We start from the raw sequence: 24,808 nt of genomic DNA, 5'->3' as shown, positions 1-24,808 counted from the left end.
AGATTACTTTTGCTTCTGCGGAGCAGGCAATTTCAGCGGCTGACATTCACCCGCGTCAGAATGGATGTCGGCCGCGAGTCGTTTCAGGGCGGAGTTATCCCCCCAAGCGCGCTCTTCTGGATCTGCACCGATCGCCAACAAAATCTCTGTGAATGCATCGACACAATTTTGGTAGAGATCAATGCGGTCCTTCATTGCTCGCGGGGTGTCTCCGTATTGCTGGTCTGAAAAAGCCGGACACTTCTCCTCTATCGCTACCGAGGGATGTGCCAACCGCGTGAGGTATGCACTCATAACACAGTGATCAACTGATTGGAGTAACGGTCCGACGCCATCATAGACAACCTTGTTGATTTCATCTTCGTATGCATTGCGAATTGGATTAGCCGAGCGATCCTTTCCGTCGTCATATGACGTGACGTAGACGGTAGATGGAATCGCAGCTGTGGCTTCGGCCAGCGCCTCTACATACAGTTTTTCAGTTTGCATCAGCACCTCTCTGGGCACACCGTCTACCGACTCTTCATAAAGTCGGCTCGCGTATCCCACGTACAGGTACAGACTATGGCTAGCGGCCAGAATACCGGATAGACGTGTTGCGATCCGGGCGGTCAAATGTTCGCGATCTGCGGCTAGTTCATTGGAGTAATACGTTATGCCTGCAGCGATGATGGCACCGAAAATACCAGTCAATATGAAGCCAACAAGGATGCCTAGGAGAGGATGATGGCTCCAATGCTTTTCAGCTTTTTCCGGATTTTCCGAGTTCGACATCGCCATCTCCCGATGACAAGTTGTTTGATTGCAATATCTTCTCTCATCAAACCCCAAAGCCACCGGAATACTCTAGTTGTTGATTTCCACCGAATACTGACCCACTGTTTTCATCTAAATTTGACCCACCCCTAGACAGCGTAGTGCATCTATTCCGATGTGGATAACTCTTCGCCGTCGGTTGTCTTTGAAGCTCTCTTTCTCGTTGCCTTTGCTTTGGCAGAACTGGTCCTGAAGCGCCACGATTCGTTGCCCGTTTCGACGATGTGGCAGTGATGGGTTACGCGGTCCAGAAGCGCCGTTGTCATCTTTGCATCTCCAAACACATTGGCCCATTCTCCGAAGCTCAGGTTCGTGGTGATTGCCACGCTCGTGTGCTCGTACAGCTTCGAGAGCAGATGGAACAGGAGCGCCCCGCCAGTCTGGCTGAATGGCAGGTAGCCCAGTTCATCGAGAATCACCAGATCAACGTACATCAGCTTGTGTGCAATCTGGCCTTGTTTGCCCGCTGTCTTCTCGAGTTCCAGCGCGTTGGTCAGTTCGACCGTTGAGAAGTACCGCACACGCTTCCCCTGCCGTTGCACCGCTTCAATTCCAATCGCCGTGGCCAGATGTGTCTTGCCTGTGCCGGGTCCACCGATGAACACCACGTTGTGTGCGCTCGCGAGAAACGCCAGTTCGTTCAGCTCACGGATCAGCGCTTCATCGACGCGTGCTGCCGAGAAGTCGAAGCCCTTCAGGTCGCGGTGGGCCGGGAATCGTGCGGCAGTCATCTGGTAAGCGATCGAGCGCACCTGCCGCTCAGCCGTTTCCGCCTGCAGAAGCTGTTTCATGAAGCGCTCCGGTTCGAACTCGGTGTGGCGAGACTGAGCCAGAAGTTCAGGCCAGCTGCTGGCCATGCCGTGCAGCTTGAGCCCCTTGAGTTGGGCGATGACGTCGTTAGACATGGCGATCCTCCGGTGGGTTGGTGCGCAGGCTATCGTAGCGATCCACATCAGCGGCAGGCTCCTCAACGAGCTGAAGCTTCGTTGCGGCAACGTTGTGGTTTGCGACTGGCCCCTTGAGCCGGCTCAGGACGTTGAGCACGTGATCAACACTTGGACGGCCCGAATCCAGCGCGGCCTGCACGGCAAGCAGTACGGCATCAAGCCCGTGCTCCGGCACGGCGGCCAGCACCTGCGTCATGACGCGGTCCCCGCCGGGGTGTTTGAGGAGATGGCGCTGGAGCGTCTGCAGCGGCTGTGGCATCGTCGCGAACGGAGCCCCGTTGCGCAGTGCACCCGGTTTGCGCTCGACCAGCGTGATGTAATGGCGCCAGTCGTAATAGGTCATGTGCCGCTCGAAGCTGCGTTCGTGACGGGCAATCTCATGGGCGTCGGCGACGACGCTGAGAAACGCGGGATAGCAGCACACGCTCACGAGCTGGTTCGTGTACTCGGTGGGCACGCTGTAGCGGTTGCGCTGGAAGTGGATGAGGCTGGTGGATGACACGCGCAGGGTCTGCTCGACGTAGCCATCAAACGGACGCGGATTGGGCATCAGCTTCGTGCGCTCGTCCTGTAGCACGTCCTCGACCGTCAGTTCCGGCCACTGTGGATGACGCATCTGCCAGGCCTGGCGGCACTGCCCTGCAACCCATTCGTTCAGGACCTCCAGCGTCTCCCAGCGCCGTAGTGCCGCTTCGTGCCAGATCTGCCGCCGCCGGTCCTGAACGTTCTTCTCGACGATGCCTTTCTCCCAGCCGGCAGCCCGGTTGCAGAACTCCGGTTCGAACAGATAGTGGCCGCACATCGCCTCGAAACGCGCGTTGACCGAGCGCTCCTTGCCACGCCCAACCTTGTCCACAGCGGACTTCATGTTGTCGTAAATGCCACGACGCGGCACACCGCCGAACGCGGCAAATGCGCGAGCGTGCGCATCGAACAGCATCTCGTGACTTTGCGTGGGATACGCGATCACCCAGAAGGCGCGACTGGCGTTCAGTTTGACGTGGGCGACTTCCAGACGGCGGCGCAGGCCACCGATGAAGGCGTACTCGCAGCTCCAGTCGAACTGGAATGCCTCGCCGGGCTCGAAGGCGAGCGGCACGTAGGCCTTCTTGCGCGGTGCGTCGGCCTGTTCCTCGTGCCAGCGCCTCACGAACGCGCTAACACGGCCGTAGCCGCCGGCGTAGCCCTGTTAGCGAATCGCCTCGAACATGAACCGTGCCGTGCGCCGGTCGCGTTTCGGCCGGTGACTGTCCGCCCGGAGCCAGCCGGTAAGCTGCGCGGCCCAGTCGTCGATGACACTGGGACTGGTGCGCTTCGGATACTTTGGCTCCGTGGCGTCAGCCTGCCGCAGCCACGTGCGTACCGTGTTTCGGGATAGGCCCGTGCGCCGCGCAATCTCGCGCAGCGGGACCTTCTCGCGGAAATACATCCGCCTGATCTTGGCCAATATGCCCACCGTGATCACCCCTGTAGCCCCCGCTCAAAGATTGAGCAGGGCATTCAATCACGTGGGTCAAAATTCGATGAAAATTACTGGCTCAGGTGGGTCAATTCTGCGTGGACATCAACAGCGTTGGAGCCCCTAACTCGCGCGAATGGCCGTGTCGGGAACTCGCATCTATACCTGCACATGAGGTGTATTAAGTGAAGAAAATCGGTTTTCTATCATTCGGCCATTGGGCTACTTCCCCATATTCGGAGAGCCGATCGGCATCTGACGTCCTTCTGCAATCGATCGAACTCGCAGTTGCTGCAGAGGAGCTCGGTGCCGATGGTGCATTTTTTCGCGTTCATCATTTTGCGCGACAACTCGCATCGCCGTTCCCGCTTCTTGCTGCTGTCGGCGCTAAAACCCGCAGGATCGAAATAGGAACTGGCGTCATCGATATGCGATATGAAAACCCGCTATACATGGCGGAGGATGCCGGTGCAGCAGATTTGATCGCGGGTGGACGGTTGCAGCTTGGCATCAGTCGAGGCTCCGGGGAACAGGTTATTGATGGCTGGCGTTATTTTGGTTATGCACCGGGCGAAGGCGAGAGTCACGTTGATCTGGCACGACGCCATACCGAAGTGTTTTACGAGGTGCTTCGCGGTGAGGGCTTCGCACAACCGAATCCACGCCCGATGTTTCCGAACCCACCCGGGCTGCTTCGCGTCGAACCTCACTCCGAAGGCCTTCGCGACCGGATCTGGTGGGGTTCAGGCTCCGATGCGACTGCGATCTGGGCGGCGGGGATGGGAATGAATCTTCAGTGTTCAACCCTCAAGAACGATGAGTCCGGGCGTCCGCTTCACGTCCAGCAGGCGGAGCAGATTCGGGCGTATCGGCAGGCATGGAAAGAGGCCGGGCACACGCGGGAACCGCGAGTGTCGGTGAGCCGGAGTATTTTCGCGTTGGTGAACGACCGCGACCGGTTGTACTTCGGGCGTGACAGGCAGAGCGCGGATACAGTCGGCATGCTCGAAGATAGTATCCGGACCATCTTCGGGCGCAATTACGCGGCTGAGCCCGATGTGTTAGTGGCGCAACTTGCCGCGGACGAAGCAATCGCCGAGGCTGATACTTTACTTCTGGCGGTGCCGAATCAATTGGGCGTGGAGTATTGTGCGCATGTGATCGAATCGATTTTGACTCATGTCGCGCCGGGGCTTGGCTGGCGATAGACGGAGATTGGAATCGCACAGAGAGCCGCGAGGATGTTGCATACGCGGGACTTTTGCAATCAATACGCTGTTGGTAGAGCTCCTTCACGGTCGATTGCAGTGTCTGGTCGGAAGACTTCGCGACTTAAGCTGCCTCACAAGCTTCATTTTTGTCGTCAGAGCGGATGTACTAATTTCCCTCAATTCTTGCCTGATCTTGAATGCCATCGAGTCGACATGGCTATCACGAGATCTGCAGTCGCAAGTTGCTGTGCGAGAAAAATGCGCGTTGACAAGCTCCAACAATCCGGGCGAACAATCAAATCTCGAATCTGGTCGAGCGTCACTACGCTAACCACCTTTCTCACGCTCGATTCTCCCTTGTGGATAGAGGTTCCGCGCCTCGCACGATCATCTGATGCGCGCTCTGCGCTTTGATAACCACCACAGTCATCCACTAGTTCCGCTTCTCGTAGGCGAATTGAGTCTGGCAGCATCGTCTTGTGGCCTGGAAGGCGAGAGCATACGAATGTATGCGGCACGCTGTTCCCGCCCACGGCACTGGCAAGGAAAGGTGGCCAGGCTCGAACACGAGCACGCCCGGGATTCTGCAGAACCGATTCCTGCGGGGGACGGTTGACGCTGGTCTGCAACTTTGCCCGCGCTCAACCGGAGTCAGTCAGGGCCGGGAGCAGTCTTCTGCAAACTCACATCCCGCGCGATCTCCTGATGCTCTCGAAACGGGAACGTCGCGCAGGGCGTCAGCGGTGCCGTGGGTCAGAATGCTGACGGCCCGCGCACTGCCCCGCGCGGGCTGTCACGTTCAGAGGGATAGGACAGTGCCCGACGCGCACCGGTGCGGGGGCTCCCATGAGCGTTTCCCGGACTGGGAAGTCTACAGGTTGGCCACTTTCATGATGTAGAGCACCGACATGTATCGTGGCACGGTCTTGATGGTTTCCGTCCAGCTGAAGTCGGTGTTGCCATGCATAAACCCATTCCCGTCGCCACGTTTGTTATCCGCTCCGCCAATGTAAACGCTGGCCGAGTCGCTACCGGCCGGCTGCGGGGAAAGGTCATCCGCTTTCCGCACCCCGCGCAGGAAGAGCCCTGTCAGGTCCGGGCACTTGTCCGGATGGCTACCATCGCAAAGAACCCAACCGGCCGGAACCAGCGCCTTGCTGTAGTAGGGCAGGATGGTGCCGATGGGTAACTGGTTGAAGGCAACGGAGGCCTGGAGCGACTGCAGGGACTGCGTGATTTGCCGGAGGTTGTCGATCGGGATGTTGTTTTCGTCATATGCCGGCCACGGGATATTCAGCGAACCGGCGCCGTCCGTCCGGATCACCGTGACGAAGGAGGTTGCACCCGGAGAGGGGCGGCGGCAGGACAACAGCCCGGCCCCTCCGTTCGGGATTCTCTGAACGGCCGTCTTCGATTGATTCCAGTGGCAGCTGACATCGTGCGAGGTGGCGTAGGTTAGGCTCCCCCATCCTGCGTCCGTATGGTTGGCCCGATACAGGTACGAGAGAGTCATTTCGGTGGTGGTACTGCCTTGCGCCTTGAATTCGATGTCGTTCTGGGAATCGGCGCATGTCTTGTACGCGTCATAGGCACCGGGCGCGATCGACTCCACATACTGGCGATACGCGTCGGATTTGGCCGACTCGTTGTTACTGGCATCGCAGTAGTGGCTCGCCACATCGTCCACCGAGGTGCTCGACGACCCCAAGGAAGCGGAAAGCAGTCCGTAACTCGCACCGAAATTGAATCCCGAGCTGTCACCCTTGTGATGACTGTAGTCGCTGCAGAATTGCCGGGCGGCCGATTCCAAGTCGCTCCGATCCGCGACCGTTTGACTGGTGACCCTGGAAAGACCGATGAGTCCCACGCACGTGTCGTCTTGTGCGACGACTGGCAGCGACACGGCGGCGAGGCACAGGGCTGTCGCCTGAAGGACGCGCCTCATCAGCGGCGCCATTGTGGGCAAGCCTGGGGTGGCAGGCGGCTGGCACCGCGTAAATGCTCGAAGGGTGACGTTCACGGGCTGGTACTCCTCTCTCAGGATCGTTGGTCAAGGCTTGAAGCCCCGCTTGAGTGGAAGCGCCACCTGTCGTCCATGGGCAACTGGTGCCATGTGCGGAATGGCTTGCCGCTCGGGGCAAATACGCTTCCGTGAACCAACATAGGAAAGAACAGCCGGTGTTGCTAAGGAACCTGCGCAATTTCTGCTGCTCGCAGCGCGGGGGCCAACCAGCACATCCGTTTACTCCGGTTATCCAGAGTAATGATTTTGCTCGCCAGTTCCGGCGCATGCCGCTAGGCTGCGCGGGAAGCGCCGCCCGGCAACGGTTGCGGGCAAGCCTGACTCGGCGCTTTTACACCCGGAGTGACGCTGATGCCACAGCCGAAAATCGACCCGACGAAGCCTGACGCGCTCATGCTTGAACTGTTCAGTGATGATCGCTGGGTCAAGGACCGGTTCGCCGAGCACCTGGCTCAGGAGCTTCTCGAACTGTGCGAAAGCCTCGCGGCATGCTTCCGTCTGATGCCTGCGCTCAATGAGGCGGCAAACCGGACGGGCTCCGTACGCACGGCGCTCGCGGCGGCGTTCGTGTTCGGGGTGCTCGACGACATCCTGGTGGCCACGAAACTGCTGCTCGGTGGCAAGCTGCCAGCGGCGGGCAACCTGATGCGGCAGGTGGTGGAGGGGATTGCGATGGCCTTTCTGTGTTCGACCGACAACCCGCTGATTGTCCGGGAGAAAACGAAGACCAAAGCCGCCGTCAGGGTGCACTACTGGGAGCGGCTGGACAACGGCGACAGCCTCGCTCAGGGGCATCTTGCGCTCCGGCAACTGGAATGGAATGCCCGAACACTCGGCGTGAGCGGCGACGCAGTCGCTCGCCTGCACCGTTCCAAGGATCACTACAACCCATTCAGCCATTGCGGCACCGTCACGATAGCGAGCCGGGTGGCGCTGGAAGAAGTGGGCATGGTCTATATCGGTGGTCATTTCGATCCTGCGAAACTGGAGGTGTATCGCGTCGAGATGAATGAGCGGATCGGCTTGTGCCGCGTGCTGCCGCCGTTCATGGAGCACATGCTTGCGACCATGACGCCGCCAGCCGCCAGCCCGGCGATTACAGGCCAGCCCGGAGATCCGGCATGAAGGCCGCTGAGCGCCGGCTCACCCGGCAGCACTTCGCCCTGTACCGTAGCTGGCGGGGCGGCCATCGAGTGCACTCGGCCTACGGCGGGGCTGGCACCGACGTGCGCACCAGGCTTAGCACGGTCGGACGCCATCCGCGCGTGGCCATCGTGCGCTACCGAGGCGGAACATCGCTCGCAAGAGGCGGCAAAACGAGCAACGGGTCGCCGGCGAGACGACCATACGCGTCATGGTCGACAAACCGCATGTGCTCCTGCCGCACCTCCGCCCTCATCGACTCGAGCGCTGCCGATGAGAGAATGATCGCTGCGCGCCCGCGGTGCCGCCTCGACGGATACACAATCCCGTCGGGCCGTGAAGCGTTGGCGCACAATCCAATCGCGTCGTGCAGTCGGACGCCGAACCACTGGCACCACTCGTGGTCCGGGCTCGACAGCATGTCGGCTATTCCCAGCTTGCTCGATGCATCGCTGTTGAGATTCCACAGCCGCAGGGGCCGGGGAAAGCGGAGTGTCGCGATCAGACCGTCTCGCTCGGCGCCTTGATCGATATAAAACGTGCCCGGCCGGGTCAGATCGTTCTGGCAGAACCGCGCCTCCCAGACCGTCGTGTCTGGGTCGAAGGCCAAGTAGAGCCACCAGAAGGGCATTGCCCCGTCCGGGGCGATCAGTGCCCCCGGCGGCCCGAAACGGTAAGCGCGCGTCACGCGATCCGGGACAATCCCGAGCGCTGAGTACGCGGCGCGATAAAGGGGTGCGCCGCCTTCGACGACGACAAGTTCATTTGACAGCCCGGCGATCAACCGGCCGGTCGACGGCAGCATTTCGCCGATACCGGCCGGTGGTTCAATATTTGGTTGTTGATGCATTATGGTGGCCACTCAGTGGGCCACGCTTTCCCCAGTGCGCCGAATCGTCTCGAGCACCCGTCGCTGACGTTCCGTTGCGGCGAGTTGCAAAAGGCGCTTCTGGCTCGCATGAAGTTCGCCACGACCCGTGAACGGCTTGCCGGCCAGCATTTCCGCCGGCGCGAGCTCATTCAGTTCATCGAGTGCGGTCACAAGGAAAGCGTGAACCTCCGTTGTCAGGGCCCCTCGGAGCTTTTCGAGGACAGGTGGCAGCAATTCCGGAACGGGCTGGACAAACTGCCATGCAGGAAACGCCCGGCCGTTGGTCTGTCCGGGCGGCTTCACACAATAGAACCTGCTGCTGTCCACGTACCGGTACAGGCTCGCAATTGAAAGCTGCACCAATCCTTGCTCGATCACCTCCGAAGGCTTCAGATTGGCAACAGGCAACGATTCGGCATTCGCTCCAGGACCTCCGGCCTCGATGACCAGCATCGTAGTCAGGCGTTGTTCCAGAACATTGCGGACCAGCGCATGAAACGCCTCGTCCATCAGTTCCGGGGCAACCCGTCCACGGAGCGACCCCTCAATGTCGGACGCGAAGAGCTCGGCGACATCCCGCGCGGCCCGCGACGTACTGAGAGATTTCCCTTCTTCCAACACCGCTCGAATCTTGATGCCAGCGGTATTGTTCCGTTCGTCAATAACCTGTGCCATGTGAATCTCCTTCAGGCGAATTGCGGAGGTGCACCAAGCGGGTTCATCCGTCTGGCGATCGCGGCGGAGCTGCCCGTTTCCGCTACGGGACGGATGAGGCGGCGACGTACTTTTGTCAGCGCCGCCGCACGCCGCCTGACAGCGCCCCTGCAGTCGTCGAGCACTTCGCGGAGAGAATCGCGGGCGAAGTCCCTGAAGAGCGCAAGCGACAAGCCACTCAGGAAGTCGTCTGCGTAAGCAAAAATCTCCGGCCGGCTCGAACGGCCCACAACCTGCTCGATCGCGAGTGTCAGTTCGGTTTGGCTGGAGCGGCGATCACGTGCCGCGCGCGTGCCGAAAATGCGGTGCCAGAGTTCCAGTCCCGACACCGTATCAAGCTGCAACTCTTCGAGGAAAACACGCTCCCCGAAGGACAACACCGGGACGACGTCATCGGTCGTTTCGGTCAGACTGTGATCGTAGGACTCGAAGTTCTCGCGCAGCTCATCGAGCATGACGGTTTGCCTGACCGGAGCCCATTCACGAACGAGCCGTTCGACCTCCGACATTTCGTGGCCCTGAATCGACGACGATCTCACGCCGTACGGCTCGTCCACGACGGTCGAAGCCGACGAAGCTCGCGACGATCTCAGATCGTCACCTATCAGCACAAGGTTCCAGTCGGTATTCATGGCGGGCTCTCCAATCAGTTACATGACACAATAGCACAATTCTTATTTTTCGCAAGTATCGCAAAATTATCAACCGTCGCATATTTCTCACGGTTCCGGGCCTTGAGCCCGACGCCAAGACCAGGTTCGCGGGCGTGGCCAGAAAAGGATCAAGGCCGCGCGTTCTGCCATCCTGACGGCACACACGGGTGGAGCAGGCGACGCGCCGATGTACGCCTGGCAGACAGTCGACTGCATGTACAGCGGCCGAACGGACGCACAGGAGCCTCAGGCGAGATAGCGCAACCGCCCTCTTTCGTGGATATCCAGAAACGAAGGGTCGGATAGCCTTAACTAACGAGGCCCTTCGTTTTTTGATAATTCGACGACATCCATCCCTAAAGAAATTTTCAGCGCACACCTAAAGCAATTGGCCTATCTTGAAGCTCGGAGACACATTTTCTCGAAATTTTATTTTCCGGTGATAACTTTAATTATGTAAAATCAAGGCGCGCCTAAAGCGATGAGGTGTGCAGTCGAAAGCCGCGTGCACGACCGCATCCGTCTGTTTGGTCACCGGACGCCAACCACCGTTCATCGTCTATGCGCCGGAGAGTCATAGCAGTCGCTGCCAGCCGCCTGATACACCGCATCATTTTGGCAAAATTTGCCAAAGCGTGTTAGAGTGGTTTCATGACCACTATGAACATTTCCCTACCGGATTCGCTGAAGGTCTACGTCGACGAACAGGTTGGCGAGGGCGGCTACGGCACGAGTAGCGAGTACATCCGCGAACTGATCCGAAAAGATCAAGATCGCAAGCGTCTGCGCGCAATAATCCTGCAGGGCGCGACTTCCGGCCTCGCCGACCCTGTTGCCGCCGACTACTTCGAATCGCTGCGCGCTCGCGTACGTTCTCGCAAATGAGGGCTAAGCCCGTCATACCGACAACGCTGGCCAGGCAGGACGTGGAGGACGGGGTGACGCACTACCTCGTAGACGAAGGCTCGGAGCAAGCCGCGCTCGGATTTATCGCGGAGATCGAGCAGGCTTATGAGCGTCTCTCCAAGCACCCGAACATCGGGTCTCCCCGTTACGCGTACGAGCTGGATATTCCAGATCTGCGGTCGTGGCCGCTGGATCGCTATCCACACCTGATCTTCTATATTGAGCGCGAGGCTCATGTAGAAATTTGGCGCGTGCTCAACGGCAATCTTGATATTCCGACCTGGCTGGAGAGCAACGACGGCGAGACTCATTGACGGCCTCTGCACGACATCAGGTCCGTGAGGAGCATTCACGCACCTCCCCCTTTTGGCGCTCCAGCGTGCACGGCCATTGCATCTAACCAGCCGTGTCGAATTCACAAACTAATCGCGCTGTACTGGAAGATCGACCACAACATCGTCCACAGGCAGTTGATGCGGATTGCATTATGATCAGCCCTCTCCTTCGCGCGCAGACCATCACCGCGCAACTTGGAGGTACCGTCGAATCCGAATTTGTGCAGCAGGCTGCTGCACAATTCGCAACACGCTCGTCTTATATGCATAGGAGTGCGAACTAAACGTCGGTCAAGCATTTTATGTCAATTCGCGGCGCGTGTTCTGGGGGAGCGAGTGACGCTGATCGACACGAAGCTGCCGTTCGCTTAGGGGCACCGGCGAGTCTGCAAACGCTGGGAAAACGAACATTCGCCCGCGTTGCAATAGCGCGCATCGCCTCGCTCCGGCCCAAGAATCACTCAACTTGCAGACGTACGATTGCCTCGTCGCCCGGTTTTCCACGACGCATCGAATAGTGCGCTAATCGGTCCGTCGGGCCTGTTACCAAGGTGTCGACTACACGTTGCATGACAACCTCATTCACGATGAAAGTCTCGTCGCGCGGAATCTGGGCAATTGCGACGTGGCGCGTACGTTTCATCAGGCTATCCCGCGAAAGATGCGCCCCGCCCTCATGAAAATCCTGATTCCTGCACGGTAACTCGATAGTTTGAGCAATTCACTAGACCGGGCTGATGCCGAACGACGCCTGTCGTACAAAAGGATGAAGGGTGGCGTCGGTTATGTCTGTCAGCGCTTCGACAGTGATGTTCATGCCCTGCGGTAAGCACAGCATGTTGCACGACACGGCGTTCCCGTAAAGATTCTCTTGCGACCCGAAGTGATTGCGCGGATTGAACAGGGGCGGCAGGTGCCACCAGAGCCGGTAACCCTGGCTCCACAGCCATTCGATCAGGGCACGCGACTGCCCTACCCGGTCGTTCTCGACATACAGAACCGGCTGCGAGCGTTTCAGGATCTCGCGGCAACCTTGCAGTACGTCGAGTTCGGCCCCTTCCACGTCGACCTTAAGCAGACCGATGGTTTCATTCGCCAGTGCATCATCAAGTCGTACGCAAGACACCGCGATGGACTTCTGCCCGGATGTCGGTGTCATGGAGACACCGCCAAAATTGCCCTGTGACAGATAGTCAGGCGCATCGAAATACAAGGTGCCCGCGTTTGCGCCGCACGCCGCGGGCCACGCCCGCACATGAGTCAGACCGTTTAACGCAAGATTGGCGCACAGGTTCTGGAACAGAAACGGTTGCGGCTCGAATGCGAACACCGGGCGATGCTCTTGCCGTGCCCGGGTCGCAAGCGCAATCGTGTGAGTCCCGGAATTGGCGCCCACCTCCACGATTGCACCGGGCCGGATGAACAGTTGACCGAGAAACTGCGACTCGATCTCACCATACTCTCCATATTCGACGACGGCCCGACCCAGGTAGAAATCGTTGGGGTTGGCAAGTATCCAGCCGTGTCGAGCCTGGACGAGAACGTAAGGAGGCGCGACAGGAATGATGCGCGGTGGAGTCGTGGCAGCGCTCGGGCCAGTTAGCCCATCGGTGCCGGTAAGTTCTTTCATCTACTCTCCTCGTACCCTGGCCGCGCATGTTGGCACAACATCCAGCAACGCCGGCCAGCGCCGACTCCAGTCGCCGTCGTGCGACACGCCGGCAATGGTAATGGCGCGCGCGCACCGGGCGCCGGTTGCCCTGACGAAACGCTGGGCAACCGCAGGCGGGACCACCTTGTCTTCGGCGCCGCTGAAATGAATCTGCGCAATGCCAGCAACCTGTTCCGCAAAGTCAATCGGATTTTCCGACCCCGGCATGGGTGAAACGTCGTGCAGCTGATTGACGAATTCGTCGTCCACGTTACCGGCCACGGTGCGGATCGAGACGACGTCGGGACGGCGCGCCGCGATGAGCACGGCTACGGCGCCGCCCCCTGAATATCCGACCAGTTCGATCGACCGCCCTGGTGTGAGCGCCGCAAAATGACTGACAGCACGGTTCATCGATTCGATGACCTCCGGCGCAAAACGTTTGCCGGTCCAGTACGCCCTGTCGCAACGCGGATTCATCGCCATCGACGTGAACTGGCAGGGCCGCGCCAGATAAACGACATTCGGTGCCGGGTCCCGTGCTGCCAGGGCAAGACCGGTTGCTTCGCGGGGCGTTGGATCGAGCGAGGGCATGGTGCGCGACAACCACGCAAGCCCATCGCCCTCGATATACACACGCAATGGCCTGTCGGGCTGCGAGATGCGCGCGTAGGCTGTCAGGATGAAGCCGCCGGTGTCGACTGTTACGCGTTGCAGGTGGGCGGGTTCGGCCAGGGCGTCGGCATGCGCGTCGCGATCGAGCGTGGCGCATCCAGCAAGCGCAACCATGACGGCAAGCACGAAGAGCGCGGCGGTCACGCGAAACGCGCTGGACAGTGACTGAGCGCAAAACGTGCGCATGCCGGGAGCGACCTCATCCATCTTTGAACTGCGCGAGCGCAACCGCCATCCGCGACACGACGGAAGTCCAGTCAGCCCGCGTATCCTGCCGGAACAGGCGCGTATGCGGATACCACGGGGTGTCCGTGCGCTCGAGCAACCAGCGCCAGTCGGGAATTTTCGGCAGCATGACCCACACGGGCCGTCCCAGTGCTCCGGCGAGATGGACGGGAGAAGAGTCCACCGAGATCAGCAGATCGGCGATAGAGAGGATCGCGGCCGTGTCCTCGAAATCGGTGATCTCGTCGCTTAACGACAGTACTGACATACCTGAGGGCGGCGCGCTGGCCTGGGCGGCCGCGGGTCCCTTCTGGATTGAGAGAAACGTGACACCGGACTGTGCGAGCGGCGCGAGGTCAGCGAGACGCAATGAGCGGTTGGCGTCGTTAGGATGCGTCGGCCGCCCGGCCCAGACGAGCGCAACCAGCGGGCGCGGCAGATTGGCGAGACGCTGCCGCCAGTGTTCGAGACGCTGCAGATCGGCACTCAGATACGGGATCGCTCCGGGCAGATCCGCGAGCGTCAAGCCCATTGCCATTGGCAGGCTCATCATCTCGCAGTGCAGGTCGAAAGCAGGCATGAGCGTGCCGCGCGGCACGAGCTGGTCGAAACCGGACGCGCGCTGCGCCAGCGACAGCGTTTCATGGTTGATTTCCACGATTACCTTCGCACCGCTGCGCGCCTTCGCCCACGGCAGCAGGCGCATGAACTGGAAAGTGTCACCGTAGCCCTGCTCGTCGTGGACAAGCAGCGTCTTGCCAGCGATGGGCTGGCCGTCCCAGCGTGGGCGCTGAACCTTGCGCTCGATCGCCGCAGTGTGCGCGAGACTGTAGCGGTAGCGATACTCGCGCCAGCCGCGCTCGAACTGGCCCGTCAGCAGCAAAGTTTCAGACAGGTCGAAACGCGCCGGGAAATCCCCGGGGGCATGCCTGACCAGCATTTCCTGGATTGCCAGCGTTTCCGCGATCCGCCCTTGCGGCTTGATGGCGGCCGCCAGCAGTTTCCAGAGCACGAGCGGCCCGGTCCCTGAGGCGAGCCACGGCCGAAGCAGCGCCTCAGCCTCTGCATAGCGGCCGGCGCCCAGCAACTGCCGCGCCTCGCCATCGATTACACGCAGATCGGTCATGGCATCCGGCTTACTGCTTGCTGATGCCGAGTTCGGCCAGCAATGGCTCGAGGTACGATGCGTACGCAGTCCAGCGACCTTTCGAGCTCTTGTAGATAGGCTGACGCACCTGATTCACGCTGGCGGTGCGCACGACCCGGCGATTCTTGTGAAATTCCAGGCAGGCATCGTCCCACGGCAGGCCGAGAAATTCGATCATGCGTCGTGCTTCGGTTTCGATGTCGTCCACCACCGCTTCGTAATCGACCTCGATGAGGGAATCAGCCGGCAAGACCTTGCGCCAGTGATCCATCATGCGCTCATACAGGCGGTAGAAGATGCCCAGCTCTGCCAGATCGTAGGCGAACGGCTGAGAACCGCCGAACAGCTTCGTGTAGCACGACAGGCAGGTATCGACAGCGTCGCGTCGCGAGTGAATGATACGCGCGCCCGGCAGGATCAACGGGATCAATCCGGCGTAGAGGAAATTGCCCGGCATCTTGTCGACCAGATAGGGTCGCCCCTGCGCGAGCGGCGCGACACGCTTCAGATAATCCTGTCCCATTTTCGGCAACAGCACGCTTGCGCTCTCGCGGGTCAGCGATCGTAACGACGCCGGAAACGCTCCGGCGCTTTCGACCGTCAGCCTCAGCGCCGCGAGTTCGCCGGCGCCCGTAACCTGCGGATGCGACGAGAGGATCTGCTCGATCAGCGTCGTACCCGAGCGTGGCATCCCAACGATGAAGATCGGCATCGAGCCAGGTGTGCCTAGCCCGCTCAATGTAGCCATCCGCTCGGGCGAGCATGCGTCCAGCACGTCCATCATCCAGCGCTCAGTCTGGCGCGCATCGAATTGAATCGCGGTGCGCTTCGTGCGATTGCCGATATTCAGGTGATGAAACGCGCGCTCCGGATTTTTGATGTCCAGATATGCCTTACCCAAAGCGAAGCGCGCCGACAGCAGATCGCTTTGCGTGCGCCGGTCGCCCTCGGCAACGCAGCCCTCAAGTGCCGCGATGTCGGCGTCGTCACCGCTTTCGACCGAGCGTGCCTCGATTCGGGCGATGCGTATCTGCATGGAGTTCGGAAACACGACAAGCGCCTCTTCGAACGCAGTCAGCGCCTCTTCCTTGCGCCCAGCTTCAAGCAGCATGGTGCCGCGGCTCACCGTCGCTTCTTCGGCTTTCGTACCCGGGAGTTTCGCGGCTCGTTCGGCCGACGCCAGTGCTTCCTCGGTTTGACCAAGATGCGCCAGCACGCTGGCAAGCGTGCTGTGTGCGTCCGCGCTTCGCGGCATCAGCGCGACGGCCCGGCGTGCGAACGGCAGCGCCTCTTCGGCCCGTTCCAGCTGTTTCAGCGCCTTGGCGCGCGCAGACAGCGCGGCCGGGTGCTGTGGGGCAAACGCGTTGAGCATGTCGAGCGCACGCAGCACTTCGCTATAGCGCTCCCGGGACATCTCGACTTCCGCCAGATTCAGATAGGCGTCGATCAGCCGAGGGCTCAGTTCGATGGCGCGCTGCGCATGCGCGTAGGCGTTGTCGTACCGGCCCTGGCTCGAGAGCAGGAACGCGAGGTTGCTGTGCGCCTCGGCGTACGACGGATTCAGTTCCAGTGCTTTACGGTAGCTGGGCTCGGCCTGATCGAGCCGGTTCAATAGCCGCCAGGTATTACCCAGATTGTTGTGCGTTTCCGGCGCTTCAGGTGTCAGCGCAACGACGCGTTGGAGGCACTCAAGACTCCGCTCGAGCTTGCCGCTTTCCTGCAGGAGGATGCCGAGATTACTCCAGGCCGACACCAGCGACGGGTCCATCGAGACCGCGCGTTGCGCGGCCTCTTCGCCTTCGGCCAGCATGCCCTTCTGGCGATACATTTCCGCAAGATTGCTGGAGTACACCGCCGGTGCACGGGGGGCCATGCAGGCCTGACGCAGATGAGAAATCGCCAGATCCAGGTTGCCATATGCATGCGCCATCAGGCCTAGCAGATGCATGGCGTCCGCCTGTCCCGGCCAGGCGGCCAGCACACGCTGGCACCATTGTTCGGCCTGATCGGCCTGTCCTGCGTTCCAGTGGCCATATGCACGGCCAAGCGCGTCCTGAACGCTGAGGGTCTGCTGTGAAGGGGGCGAGGCCACCATCGATCAACTCCAATTTGCTGCTGTTGGCTCTCGCAGATCGTAACACTCGCCGTGAAGTCCCCCTGCGGACTTCACGGCGAGGAGCGCTTCCCGCGTCACCAGCCGGCCACGTCGCCCCCTGAGCGACGTGTGCCTGGCCAGACTCATGCCAGCGACTAGAACAACTGCTGCAGACGCAGGATACCGGCCTGCGAGAAGAAGCCCTTGCCTGCCTGAACTTCGTAACGCAATGTCAGGCTCAGGTTGTTCGCCCTCGCGAGCGTCGCGCCAATCGACACGTCCGCCAGGTTCGAGATCGGCGCGAGACCCAGCGTCGTGAATGCCGTCTGGCCCGTCGGGTCTGCCACGAAGTGCGCCGCCGTCGTCTGCTGTGAATTATCGTACTGATGGACCCACTGGACCTGCAGCAATGGCGTCACCTCCCCATACGACGTTGAGAAGCCTTTCTCCAGCTTCGCACCCAACGCGCTCGTCACCGAACTCGTGTGGCTCGAGTCAACCGACAACGACGAACCGTTGCCACCACTCTCCGTATAGCTGCCTTGGTCCAGGTAGCTATATGTCAGGCTCGCCAGCGGCGTGACGGTCAATCCGGCCACCGCCACCGGCCAGCCGCCCTGCACCTGCGTCACATACTGCTGGCCGCTGAAGTGGCCATGTGCGCCGGTAGAGAAGTCCGGAATATCAACCACCCGCGTCGTGCTGTATTCCTGCTGCGTAACACCTGCGGACAGGTTCACGTACCACGGGTTACCCTCGTAGCTCGCATAACCGAGCAGGCCGAACGCATTCACGCTCGACGAGTCATGGGACGTGTCGCCAGTGCCGTCATACGATGTGTTGCCGTAGCTGAACACACCACCGCCACGCCAGTTGTCGCCAAACGCCCGGTCCGCGCCGACCAGCAGGCCGCCGAAGGTCGCACCGTAACCGTCTATGCCGCTGCTGGCGTCGCGGGTCGCGTGACCGCCGAACCCCTGCCCCCACAGCGTCCATTGCGTCGGACTGTCGCCGGTCGAAAGACCTGTCGCGCCATCGGCCGCAGCCACGCGCATCGCGTCGACGTGCGTGCTCACCACGTTGAATACATCGAAGGTCGTAGCTGCCGCGCTCAGGCTCGGCTGAACCGGTCCAAGCTGCTTGCCGATGCGGTTGGCCATCGCTGCGGCGCCCGCTGCCCCACCACGGGCGTTGGCCTGTGAGAGATCGCTTAGCGCCGCGTCGTACAGGCCGTTCACCAGTTGCGGACTACGCGCATCGAGTATCGGGTTGTTCAGATAGGCCAGCAGGCCACCATGACCCGGCAGACCGAGCGCGGACGACGCGTTCGGCGACACCAGTGCCGCCGTCGGGATGTATGACAGCGTGGGCGTGGGCGTTGGCGTTGGCGTTGGCGTTGGCGTTGGCGTTGGCGTCGGCGTGGGCGTTGGCGTCGGCGTGGGCGTCGGCGTCGGCGTTGGCGTTGGCGTCGGCGTTGGCGTTGGCGTTGGCGTGGGCGTTGGCGTGGGCGTTGGCGTGGGCGTTGGCGTGGGCGTTGGCGTGGGCGTTGGCGTCGGCGTCGGCGTCGGCGTCGGCGTCGGCGTGGGTGTTGGCGTCGATGTCGATGTCAGCGCCACCACGAGCGTGTTGCCGTTGCTCGATGTCCTGCTGCCTTCCACGCTCGTGCCCGACACCACCGTCCCCGACGCCACAAGCCCCGGATTGCTCGTCGTATAAGCCGCACCCGTTGAGATCGTCCCGCCCGCAGCCACCACGTCGAACACCTGACCGGCGGCCAGCGTGAATCCGCCGCCCTGCGACTGGATCGCGACCGACCCGCCCGTGAGCGCCGCATTGTTGCTCACGACCAGTTCACCGTAATTCGCCGCCCCCGACCCGCCGATCAGCAACGTCCCTGCGGTCTGGTCGTAGTTGCCCGTAATCGAAATTGGCTGCGTGACTTCCAGCACGGCACCCGTATTGCGTACCGTGTTATTGCCGACGTCAATGTTGTCGTTCAGCCACTGGTTACCTGATGCGAACACCACATTGGATGCCGCATTCGATATCGTGCCGACCGTATTACCATAACCGGTCAACGTCCCGAAGATCGTGCCAGTCCCACCGGTGATGGACAGATCGTTCGACGAAGCATTCAGGATATTGCCCTCGATCACGCCCGTGTTGCTGAACGAGCCAATGCTGCCGATGCTGCCGATGTTGAGCGCGTATAGGTTGCCTGTAATCGTGCCGCTATTGCTCAGCGTGCCGATCGTGCCTTCGTTTGCGATGCCTGTGTTGCTGCCGTGGATCAATCCACTGTTGATCAGCGTGCCGATCGTGCTGCTCGTATCGTTGTACATCGCATAGCTGGCACCCGAGATGGTGCCGCTATTGGAGAACTCGTTGATTGCTCCATTGTTGTACAAGCCAGCGAACACGCCCGTAATCAAACCGTGGTTCGTCAGCGTGCCCAGGCTGGTGCCATTATCGATCGCGTAGCTCGCGCTCGTGCCGGCGCTGATGGTGCCGCCCGTTTCGTTAACGACATTGCCCGTCACCGTACTGCCAGCGCCCAGATGGAGGCCGTCAATGCCACCCGAGATGGAGCCGTAGTTCAGGATGTTTCCGGCGAGCGTCGCGGCACTTTGAAGGTTGATTCCGTGATCGCCTCCCGAAATCACAGCGCCAGCGACGTTCACGATGTCGCCGCTGACATAGGCGTTGCCCAGGCGAATTCCCGATGAATCCCCATACGCTGAGCCACCGGTTATCGTGCCGGCGTTGTAGATAGCGTCGCCGTAGTTGATGTCGCCTACGGAGCTGTCGGCCGTGAGCGTGCCGTTGATCAATCCTGTTCCGGCGTCGACTTCCAGGCCGTGACCGGCGCCGTGGATATAGCCGTAGTTGGCGATGCCACCGTTGAGCGTGCCGTAGTCTTCGATACCCCGGCCGCCCGTGGAAACGATGGAGCCGCTATTGAGGAGACCGCCGTCGACAATGCCGTCAGACGCGATTTGCAAGGCGTTGTCGCCAGTGCCTGCGCCGGTCGCCTTGATCGCGCCACCTGCCTCGTTCACCAGCCCGTTCGATATCGTGCCAACGGAAATGCCAAAGATCGAACCCAGGATGAGTCCGCTGTTAGTCAATGTGCCGATAACGCCATTGTTGACGATGCCGGTAGCCGCACCGACGTTGCCGATCATACCGTTGTTCGTCAGCGCGCCGATCGTGCCGGTCGTGTCGTTATAGATGCCCGCGTTGGTCTGCTGCCCGGCCGGGGTTCCCGTAATGCTGAGTCCACCGCCCGCATCGATCGTGCCGTCGTTGGTGATGCCGACGATCGACGTGGCGTTGTAGATGCCTGTATCGATAGCGGTTCCGATCACACCCGTGTTACTTACCGATAGCATCGGACTGGAAAGCGTCGTGCCGAGTATCGTGAGGTCGACACCGCTCGTCGCAATCGAACCCGCGTTGATCAACGTGCCGATCGTGCCGGCGTTGTTGATGCCGGCCGACGCACCTGTGATCGTTCCGCTATTGAGCAGCGTGCCGATCGTGCCGCTGACACCGTTGCTGGCGTAGTTGGAAATGCCCGATTCCACGGCAGCAATCGTGCCGGTGTTGAGCAACGTGCCAATCATGGATGCGTTGAAGACGCTGCTGGCCGCAGCACTGATGAGCATGCCGCTATTGGTCAGCGTGTTGATCGGCCCGAAGTTGTTGATGGCGGCGTTGCGGCCCGCGCTGATCGTGCCACTGTTCGACAGCAGGCCAATCGAGCCACTGGCGTTATCGACCCCGGCGCTGCCAGCAGATATCGTGCCAAGGTTGATCAATGCATTGATCATGCCGCTGTTATTGACCGCCCACGCGTCGGAATTAATGCCCGTGATGACGCCACTGACATTGTTTTCCAACGTCCCGATTGAACCGCCGATCGTGTTCCGGATAACGGTGTCGCCACCCACGATCGTCCCGCTGTTGCTCAATGTGCCGAGTTGCCCAGGCGTATCGTTGGCAAAGCCCGTGTGAAAGCCGACGATCGTGCCACTGTTGTTCAGCGTGTTGATCGTGCCATTATTGATCAGCCCGGCGCCGACCGCCGTACTGCCGATCGTGCCGTTCCCACCGTTATTTACTGAGCTAACAAAGCCGCCGGCGTTGTTGGTCAACTGACCGATCGTGCCCGAGTTGAAAATACCGTCGACCATGCCGGTAATCGTGCCCGCGTTCGTCAGCGAGCCGATCGTGCTGCCGTTGTTCAGCGCAGTGGCGACCGCCAGGCCGCCGATCATCCCGAACGAGCCATTGATGACCGAACTGATAGAGCCGCCGGCGCTGTTGATCAACTGGCTGATGACAGCAACCGTACCGCTCGTACCGTCATTGGAAACGCCGACGGATGTCCCGGCAATCGTGCCGCTGTTGCTCAGCACGCCGATCGTGCCGAGGTTGACGAGGCCCGAAACGCCGCTACCTCCAATGGCACCACCCGCATTGTTGGCCAACACCCCGATCGTTCCACCCGTATCGTTGTAGATACCGACGGTGAACAGCGTACCGGCGGGGCCGCCGGTGATGCTCAGGCCACTGCCACTCTCGGTGGTGCCACTGTTCGTAATCCCGGCAATCGATACTCCGTTGTAGATCCCGGCCTCAATCGCGGTTGTAATCGAACCGCCGGCATTGTCAACCGTCAGGGACGGACTCGACGCGACAGTTCCACTGGAGATCGTGATGCTGGATCCAGCCACTGCGATCACACCCGAATCGACAAGTTCACCGATCTTGCCACCGTTCTCGTTCTCGATATCGATTGAGCCGGTGATGGTACCGGCATTCAGCAGCGCGCCGATCGAGCCGGCATAGTTGTCGATGCCGGCAGCGCCACCGGATATTGTACCGGTATTGACGAGCGTACCGATCGTGCCGCCGAGATTGTAGACGCCGTAATAGGTATTGGCGGAGAGAGAGATCGTGCCGCTGTTGTTCAGCGTGCCGATCGAGCCGAATTCATTCAGGATACCTGCGCCGAATTGTCCTGAAATCGTGCCACTGTTGTTCAGCGTACCGATGCTGCCGGAATTGTTGGAGATGCCGTAAAGACTGCCGTTCGTGATCGCGCCACTGTTGTTCAGCACGCCAATCGTGCCGGAATTGGCAATGCCCGAAGCACCGCTGCCTCCAATGACAGCACCCACATTGTTGGCCAACACCCCGATCGTTCCACCCGTGTCGTTGTAGATACCGACGGTGAACAGCGTACCGGCGGGTCCACCGGTGATGCTCAAGCCACTGCCACTCTCGATGGTGCCGCTGTTCGTAATCCCGACAATCGATACTCCGTTGTAGATCCCGGCCTCAATCGCGGTTGTAATCGAACCGCCGGCATTGTCAACCGTCAGGGACGGACTCGACACGACAGTTCCACTGGAGATCGTGATGCTGGCACCGGCTGTTCCGATTGCACCCGCGTCGACCAGTCGACCGATCGTGCCGGCGTTGTTGATCCCGATCGAGCCCGTGACAATGCCCCCGTTCAACAGCGTGCCGATCATGCCGTTGTCGTTGAAGATGCCGGCGGCGATGCCGGAAATTGTTCCGGTGTTCTGAAGGGTTCCGATGGTGCTGTCGCGGTTGAGGATGGCATTAGACTGGCCAAAAATCGACCCGGTATTAGTCAGTGTGCCAATCGACGCCGCGTAATCCAGAACACCGTTGCTGCCGCCCGAGATCGAGCCGCCATTGCGTAGCACACCCACCGCGCCGAAGTTGTCGAAGCCGTCTTCCGTGGTATGGGTGTTGTTGCTGCTGTCTTGCCATGTGCTCGTGACCGTCGCGTCCAGCGTGCTGCCGGTTGCCATCGTGAACGACGTGACCGTGCCAGTGTTGATCAGCGAGCCAAGCGTGTTCGCGTTGCCCAACACCGCATACAGCGGGGTGGCGGCGGAAGCCGGCAATCCCAGGTTACCAAAATGGCCGCCTAAAACGATGTACTGCTGCGTCGCATTGGCCGCCGCCGCAGCCGACATCGCCGACACCGCGAGTGCAATAGCGCTGTAGCGGGGTGCCTTCCTCCTCCTCTTCATCGAGCCCGACCCGGCGCGATTACCGCCACGGCCAACGGCCAACTCCGATGCCACCTGCAACATCCCCAGGCTGGCGTTCCATACGACTCGATAGAAGTGATTCAAAAAACCCCCGATTAACTTATTTTATTCGCGTAGTGCGTTTCAGCTTATTTGGGTCCGGTCCAGCGGCGGCACACAAAATCGGACGACATTGCAACTCGACATAACTGGATGCCGACTCGGGCAAACAGTCGGTGGGCATTTTCTGGCTTCGGGCATCCGACGGTGCATTTCTGCCACGGGGCCCGCCAATTCGTTGTCGACCGCGCCATTACGTTTCGCGCGTTTCTTGCGCCGTGTTGCAGCTCAGCCCAGCAAATACCATTGCCTTTTTTACGTTGCGCTTACTTTTTAAACGACTTCTTAAAATTGACGAGACAGTCTCGAAAACTCAGCTGAAAGTGGTCGCGGATTGACAACGCAAATTGGCGGAAACGTTTGCCTGCACGTTTACCCTTAACAACCACTTGATTTGTCGCTTTTCGCCGGCGCCGCAACGAACTTCCAGTAACGCGACTTCTCGTGGCGTCATCAGAAATACCATACTCATTTGTACAGCTTATTCACAGAGCATTAACGGTCGATTAGGGCGCCAAACACAGGGTAGATCGAGAAATTAGCAAATTGCGACCCATGCGCGCGCTTTCCCTGCGGCGCAGTCGACCCGGAGCTGCCGTTCAATCCAAAACCCGAGAGCGACCGCTTATGGTCGGACAGCGTCCGATCGTCGCCCGGCCGAGTTGGTCAGACGTCAGTCTGATCCGCCATCTCTTGTATGTCGTGGAGCTTGATGCCGAGGTATCGCACTGTGCTTTCGAGCTTTCTGTATCCGCGAAGCTACTGCACCGCCCTCAGTTCTTAGTGCGGCGATAGATCAGCGACGCTTTCGTCCTGCGCATCGTATGCGTCCTGTAACCCATGAGCTGTTAGAACCAGACGATCCCATGTGAGACCCGGACCTCCAGCTTCAGTTTGACGGACTCTGGTATATCGCTATCGATATACAGCCCGTTTTTCAGCTCGTCCTCGTCGACAGTGACTCGCTCAAGGTAGATCGGCGCACAGAACAAAGCATTCTCTCCGTAGAAGCCTGCAGTCATGCCCTGCATGACGACGATCTTTCCATCCTCGAACAGGACGTTGTCGAGGACAGTAATTCGTGGCGGACCGCTGCGTTGGGTTTGACGGCTGAACATGATGTAGTGCCTCGCTTTCTTGATCATGTTCCCCTCAAACGTCTCGCTGATCGCTACCGTGCCGTCACCCCCGCTGTAGCGCTGGACTTCGCGGGTTGAAATTACTTTTGAAACTTCGTCGTGCTCAATTCTCAGCATGCCTTTGACATACTTGCCAGGCAGATGCGTCGATGACCGCCACATCGTGTAAAGCCCCGGAGCTTCTTTCGAAAGGTTGTCGAGTGTTTGTCCGCTTACATCCAGGAAATGAGCGAGCGCGTAAAAAAGCGCGCCGGGGTTGCGCGCTTCTTCCTGGCCGTCGTCCCAGGCAGTGACGAGTTTCTTGTCGACCAGGTAGTGAGCCAGCTTCTGGTGAGCGCTTTCAGGGAGCCTCTGCCTGCCTTGCATGAAATTGTTGAACGCGCCTTCGTCCACCTTGATCGCCTCTGCAATTGATGTAGACCGAACCAGCAATCGGTCGGCTCGATTTCTCATGCGTTGGCGTGCCAGCTTGACCTGCGTGCGAAGCGCGGCCCTGCTCTCGTCGCTGGGCTCCAACAGTTGGTCGAGAAACGTTTTCCCTTTGGTCGTCATCAAAGACCCTCGGTCGTGAGTAGACTTTCAGCGTAGGTGAGGAAAAAAGGCC

Annotated in this window: 17 protein-coding genes and 2 pseudogenes; 4 read left to right on the top strand and 15 right to left on the bottom strand. The window is 60.1% G+C overall.

Annotated features, from left to right (window positions below):
- Positions 1–3 precede the first annotated feature (3 nt).
- The 3 genes and pseudogenes from D0B32_RS28470 to istA form a co-directional block, all read right to left on the bottom strand.
- Positions 4–774, bottom strand: a complete 771-nt coding sequence (locus tag D0B32_RS28470) for a hypothetical protein (protein ID WP_117337656.1) — start codon at positions 772–774, stop codon at positions 4–6.
- Positions 775–923: 149 nt separating this feature from the next.
- Entirely contained in the window at positions 924–1,721 is a 798-nt protein-coding gene (gene istB, locus D0B32_RS28465) for an IS21-like element helper ATPase IstB (RefSeq protein WP_117337655.1), read from the bottom strand.
- Positions 1,714–3,192, bottom strand: a pseudogene (gene istA / locus D0B32_RS28460) (IS21 family transposase). The gene istB and the pseudogene istA overlap by 8 nt, the downstream one beginning before the upstream one ends.
- A 215-nt stretch (positions 3,193–3,407) precedes the next feature.
- Between istA and D0B32_RS28455 the strand changes: the two are divergent.
- Positions 3,408–4,430 carry an LLM class flavin-dependent oxidoreductase gene (locus tag D0B32_RS28455; RefSeq protein ID WP_117337654.1) on the top strand — a complete coding sequence of 341 codons (1,023 nt, stop codon included), beginning with the start codon at positions 3,408–3,410 and terminating at the stop codon, positions 4,428–4,430.
- Positions 4,431–5,304: 874 nt separating this feature from the next.
- On the opposite strand, the gene D0B32_RS28450 is transcribed toward D0B32_RS28455, so the two are convergent.
- The gene (locus D0B32_RS28450; protein ID WP_147329582.1) at positions 5,305–6,390 is read right to left on the bottom strand and encodes a hypothetical protein; all 1,086 of its coding nucleotides are present in this window, start codon (positions 6,388–6,390) and stop codon (positions 5,305–5,307) included.
- Positions 6,391–6,807: 417 nt separating this feature from the next.
- Here D0B32_RS28450 and D0B32_RS28445 point away from each other — a divergent pair, with 417 nt between their 5' ends.
- A complete protein-coding gene (locus D0B32_RS28445; RefSeq protein ID WP_117337652.1) occupies positions 6,808–7,581 on the top strand; it encodes a hypothetical protein in 774 nt (257 codons plus the stop codon).
- Between the two features lie 154 nt (positions 7,582–7,735).
- On the opposite strand, the gene D0B32_RS28440 is transcribed toward D0B32_RS28445, so the two are convergent.
- Genes D0B32_RS28440 through D0B32_RS28430 form a run of 3 tightly spaced genes read right to left on the bottom strand, consistent with a single transcriptional unit; the run spans position 7,736 to position 9,816 of the window.
- The gene (locus D0B32_RS28440; RefSeq protein ID WP_181969938.1) at positions 7,736–8,449 is read right to left on the bottom strand and encodes an RES family NAD+ phosphorylase; all 714 of its coding nucleotides are present in this window, start codon (positions 8,447–8,449) and stop codon (positions 7,736–7,738) included.
- A 12-nt stretch (positions 8,450–8,461) separates the two neighbouring features.
- The gene (locus tag D0B32_RS28435; protein ID WP_117337651.1) at positions 8,462–9,145 is read right to left on the bottom strand and encodes a hypothetical protein; all 684 of its coding nucleotides are present in this window, start codon (positions 9,143–9,145) and stop codon (positions 8,462–8,464) included.
- An 11-nt stretch (positions 9,146–9,156) separates the two neighbouring features.
- Positions 9,157–9,816, bottom strand: a complete 660-nt coding sequence (locus D0B32_RS28430; RefSeq protein ID WP_117337650.1) for a hypothetical protein — start codon at positions 9,814–9,816, stop codon at positions 9,157–9,159.
- A gap of 672 nt (positions 9,817–10,488) precedes the next feature.
- Here D0B32_RS28430 and D0B32_RS28425 point away from each other — a divergent pair.
- Positions 10,489–10,722, top strand: a complete 234-nt coding sequence (locus D0B32_RS28425) for a type II toxin-antitoxin system ParD family antitoxin (RefSeq protein WP_117337649.1) — start codon at positions 10,489–10,491, stop codon at positions 10,720–10,722.
- Entirely contained in the window at positions 10,719–11,057 is a 339-nt protein-coding gene (locus D0B32_RS28420; RefSeq protein ID WP_117337648.1) for a type II toxin-antitoxin system RelE/ParE family toxin, read from the top strand. The genes D0B32_RS28425 and D0B32_RS28420 overlap by 4 nt, the downstream gene beginning before the upstream one ends.
- Before the next feature lie 478 nt (positions 11,058–11,535).
- Here the strand turns inward: D0B32_RS28420 and D0B32_RS28415 are convergent, their stop codons facing one another.
- From D0B32_RS28415 to D0B32_RS28385, 8 genes and pseudogenes are all read right to left on the bottom strand, one after another.
- Complete coding sequence (locus D0B32_RS28415; protein ID WP_117337647.1) at positions 11,536–11,721, bottom strand: hypothetical protein; 186 nt, start codon at positions 11,719–11,721, stop codon at positions 11,536–11,538.
- A gap of 81 nt (positions 11,722–11,802) precedes the next feature.
- On the bottom strand, positions 11,803–12,708 hold the full coding sequence (locus D0B32_RS28410) for an FkbM family methyltransferase (protein ID WP_220444971.1): 906 nt from the start codon (positions 12,706–12,708) through the stop codon (positions 11,803–11,805).
- Entirely contained in the window at positions 12,709–13,518 is an 810-nt protein-coding gene (locus D0B32_RS28405) for an alpha/beta fold hydrolase (RefSeq protein ID WP_117337679.1), read from the bottom strand.
- Positions 13,519–13,603: 85 nt separating this feature from the next.
- Complete coding sequence (locus tag D0B32_RS28400) at positions 13,604–14,755, bottom strand: glycosyltransferase family 9 protein (RefSeq protein ID WP_117337646.1); 1,152 nt, start codon at positions 14,753–14,755, stop codon at positions 13,604–13,606.
- Positions 14,756–14,765: 10 nt separating this feature from the next.
- Positions 14,766–16,868 carry a tetratricopeptide repeat-containing sulfotransferase family protein gene (locus tag D0B32_RS28395; RefSeq protein ID WP_117337678.1) on the bottom strand — a complete coding sequence of 701 codons (2,103 nt, stop codon included), beginning with the start codon at positions 16,866–16,868 and terminating at the stop codon, positions 14,766–14,768.
- Positions 16,869–17,026: 158 nt separating this feature from the next.
- The gene (locus D0B32_RS28390) at positions 17,027–23,050 is read right to left on the bottom strand and encodes an autotransporter domain-containing protein (RefSeq protein WP_117337645.1); all 6,024 of its coding nucleotides are present in this window, start codon (positions 23,048–23,050) and stop codon (positions 17,027–17,029) included.
- A 681-nt stretch (positions 23,051–23,731) separates the two neighbouring features.
- Positions 23,732–23,901: pseudogene (locus tag D0B32_RS33040) on the bottom strand (integrase); the annotation flags it as partial.
- 12 nt (positions 23,902–23,913) lie between these two features.
- Positions 23,914–24,756, bottom strand: a complete 843-nt coding sequence (locus tag D0B32_RS28385) for a hypothetical protein (RefSeq protein ID WP_117337644.1) — start codon at positions 24,754–24,756, stop codon at positions 23,914–23,916.
- Between the last annotated feature and the right edge of the window lie 52 nt (positions 24,757–24,808).

It is taken from the genome of Paraburkholderia sp. DHOC27 (genome assembly GCF_003429005.1).
Taxonomy (GTDB): domain Bacteria; phylum Pseudomonadota; class Gammaproteobacteria; order Burkholderiales; family Burkholderiaceae; genus Paraburkholderia.
The sequence above is the reverse complement of the archived record's forward strand: the minus strand, read 5'-3'. Positions and strand labels throughout refer to the sequence as shown.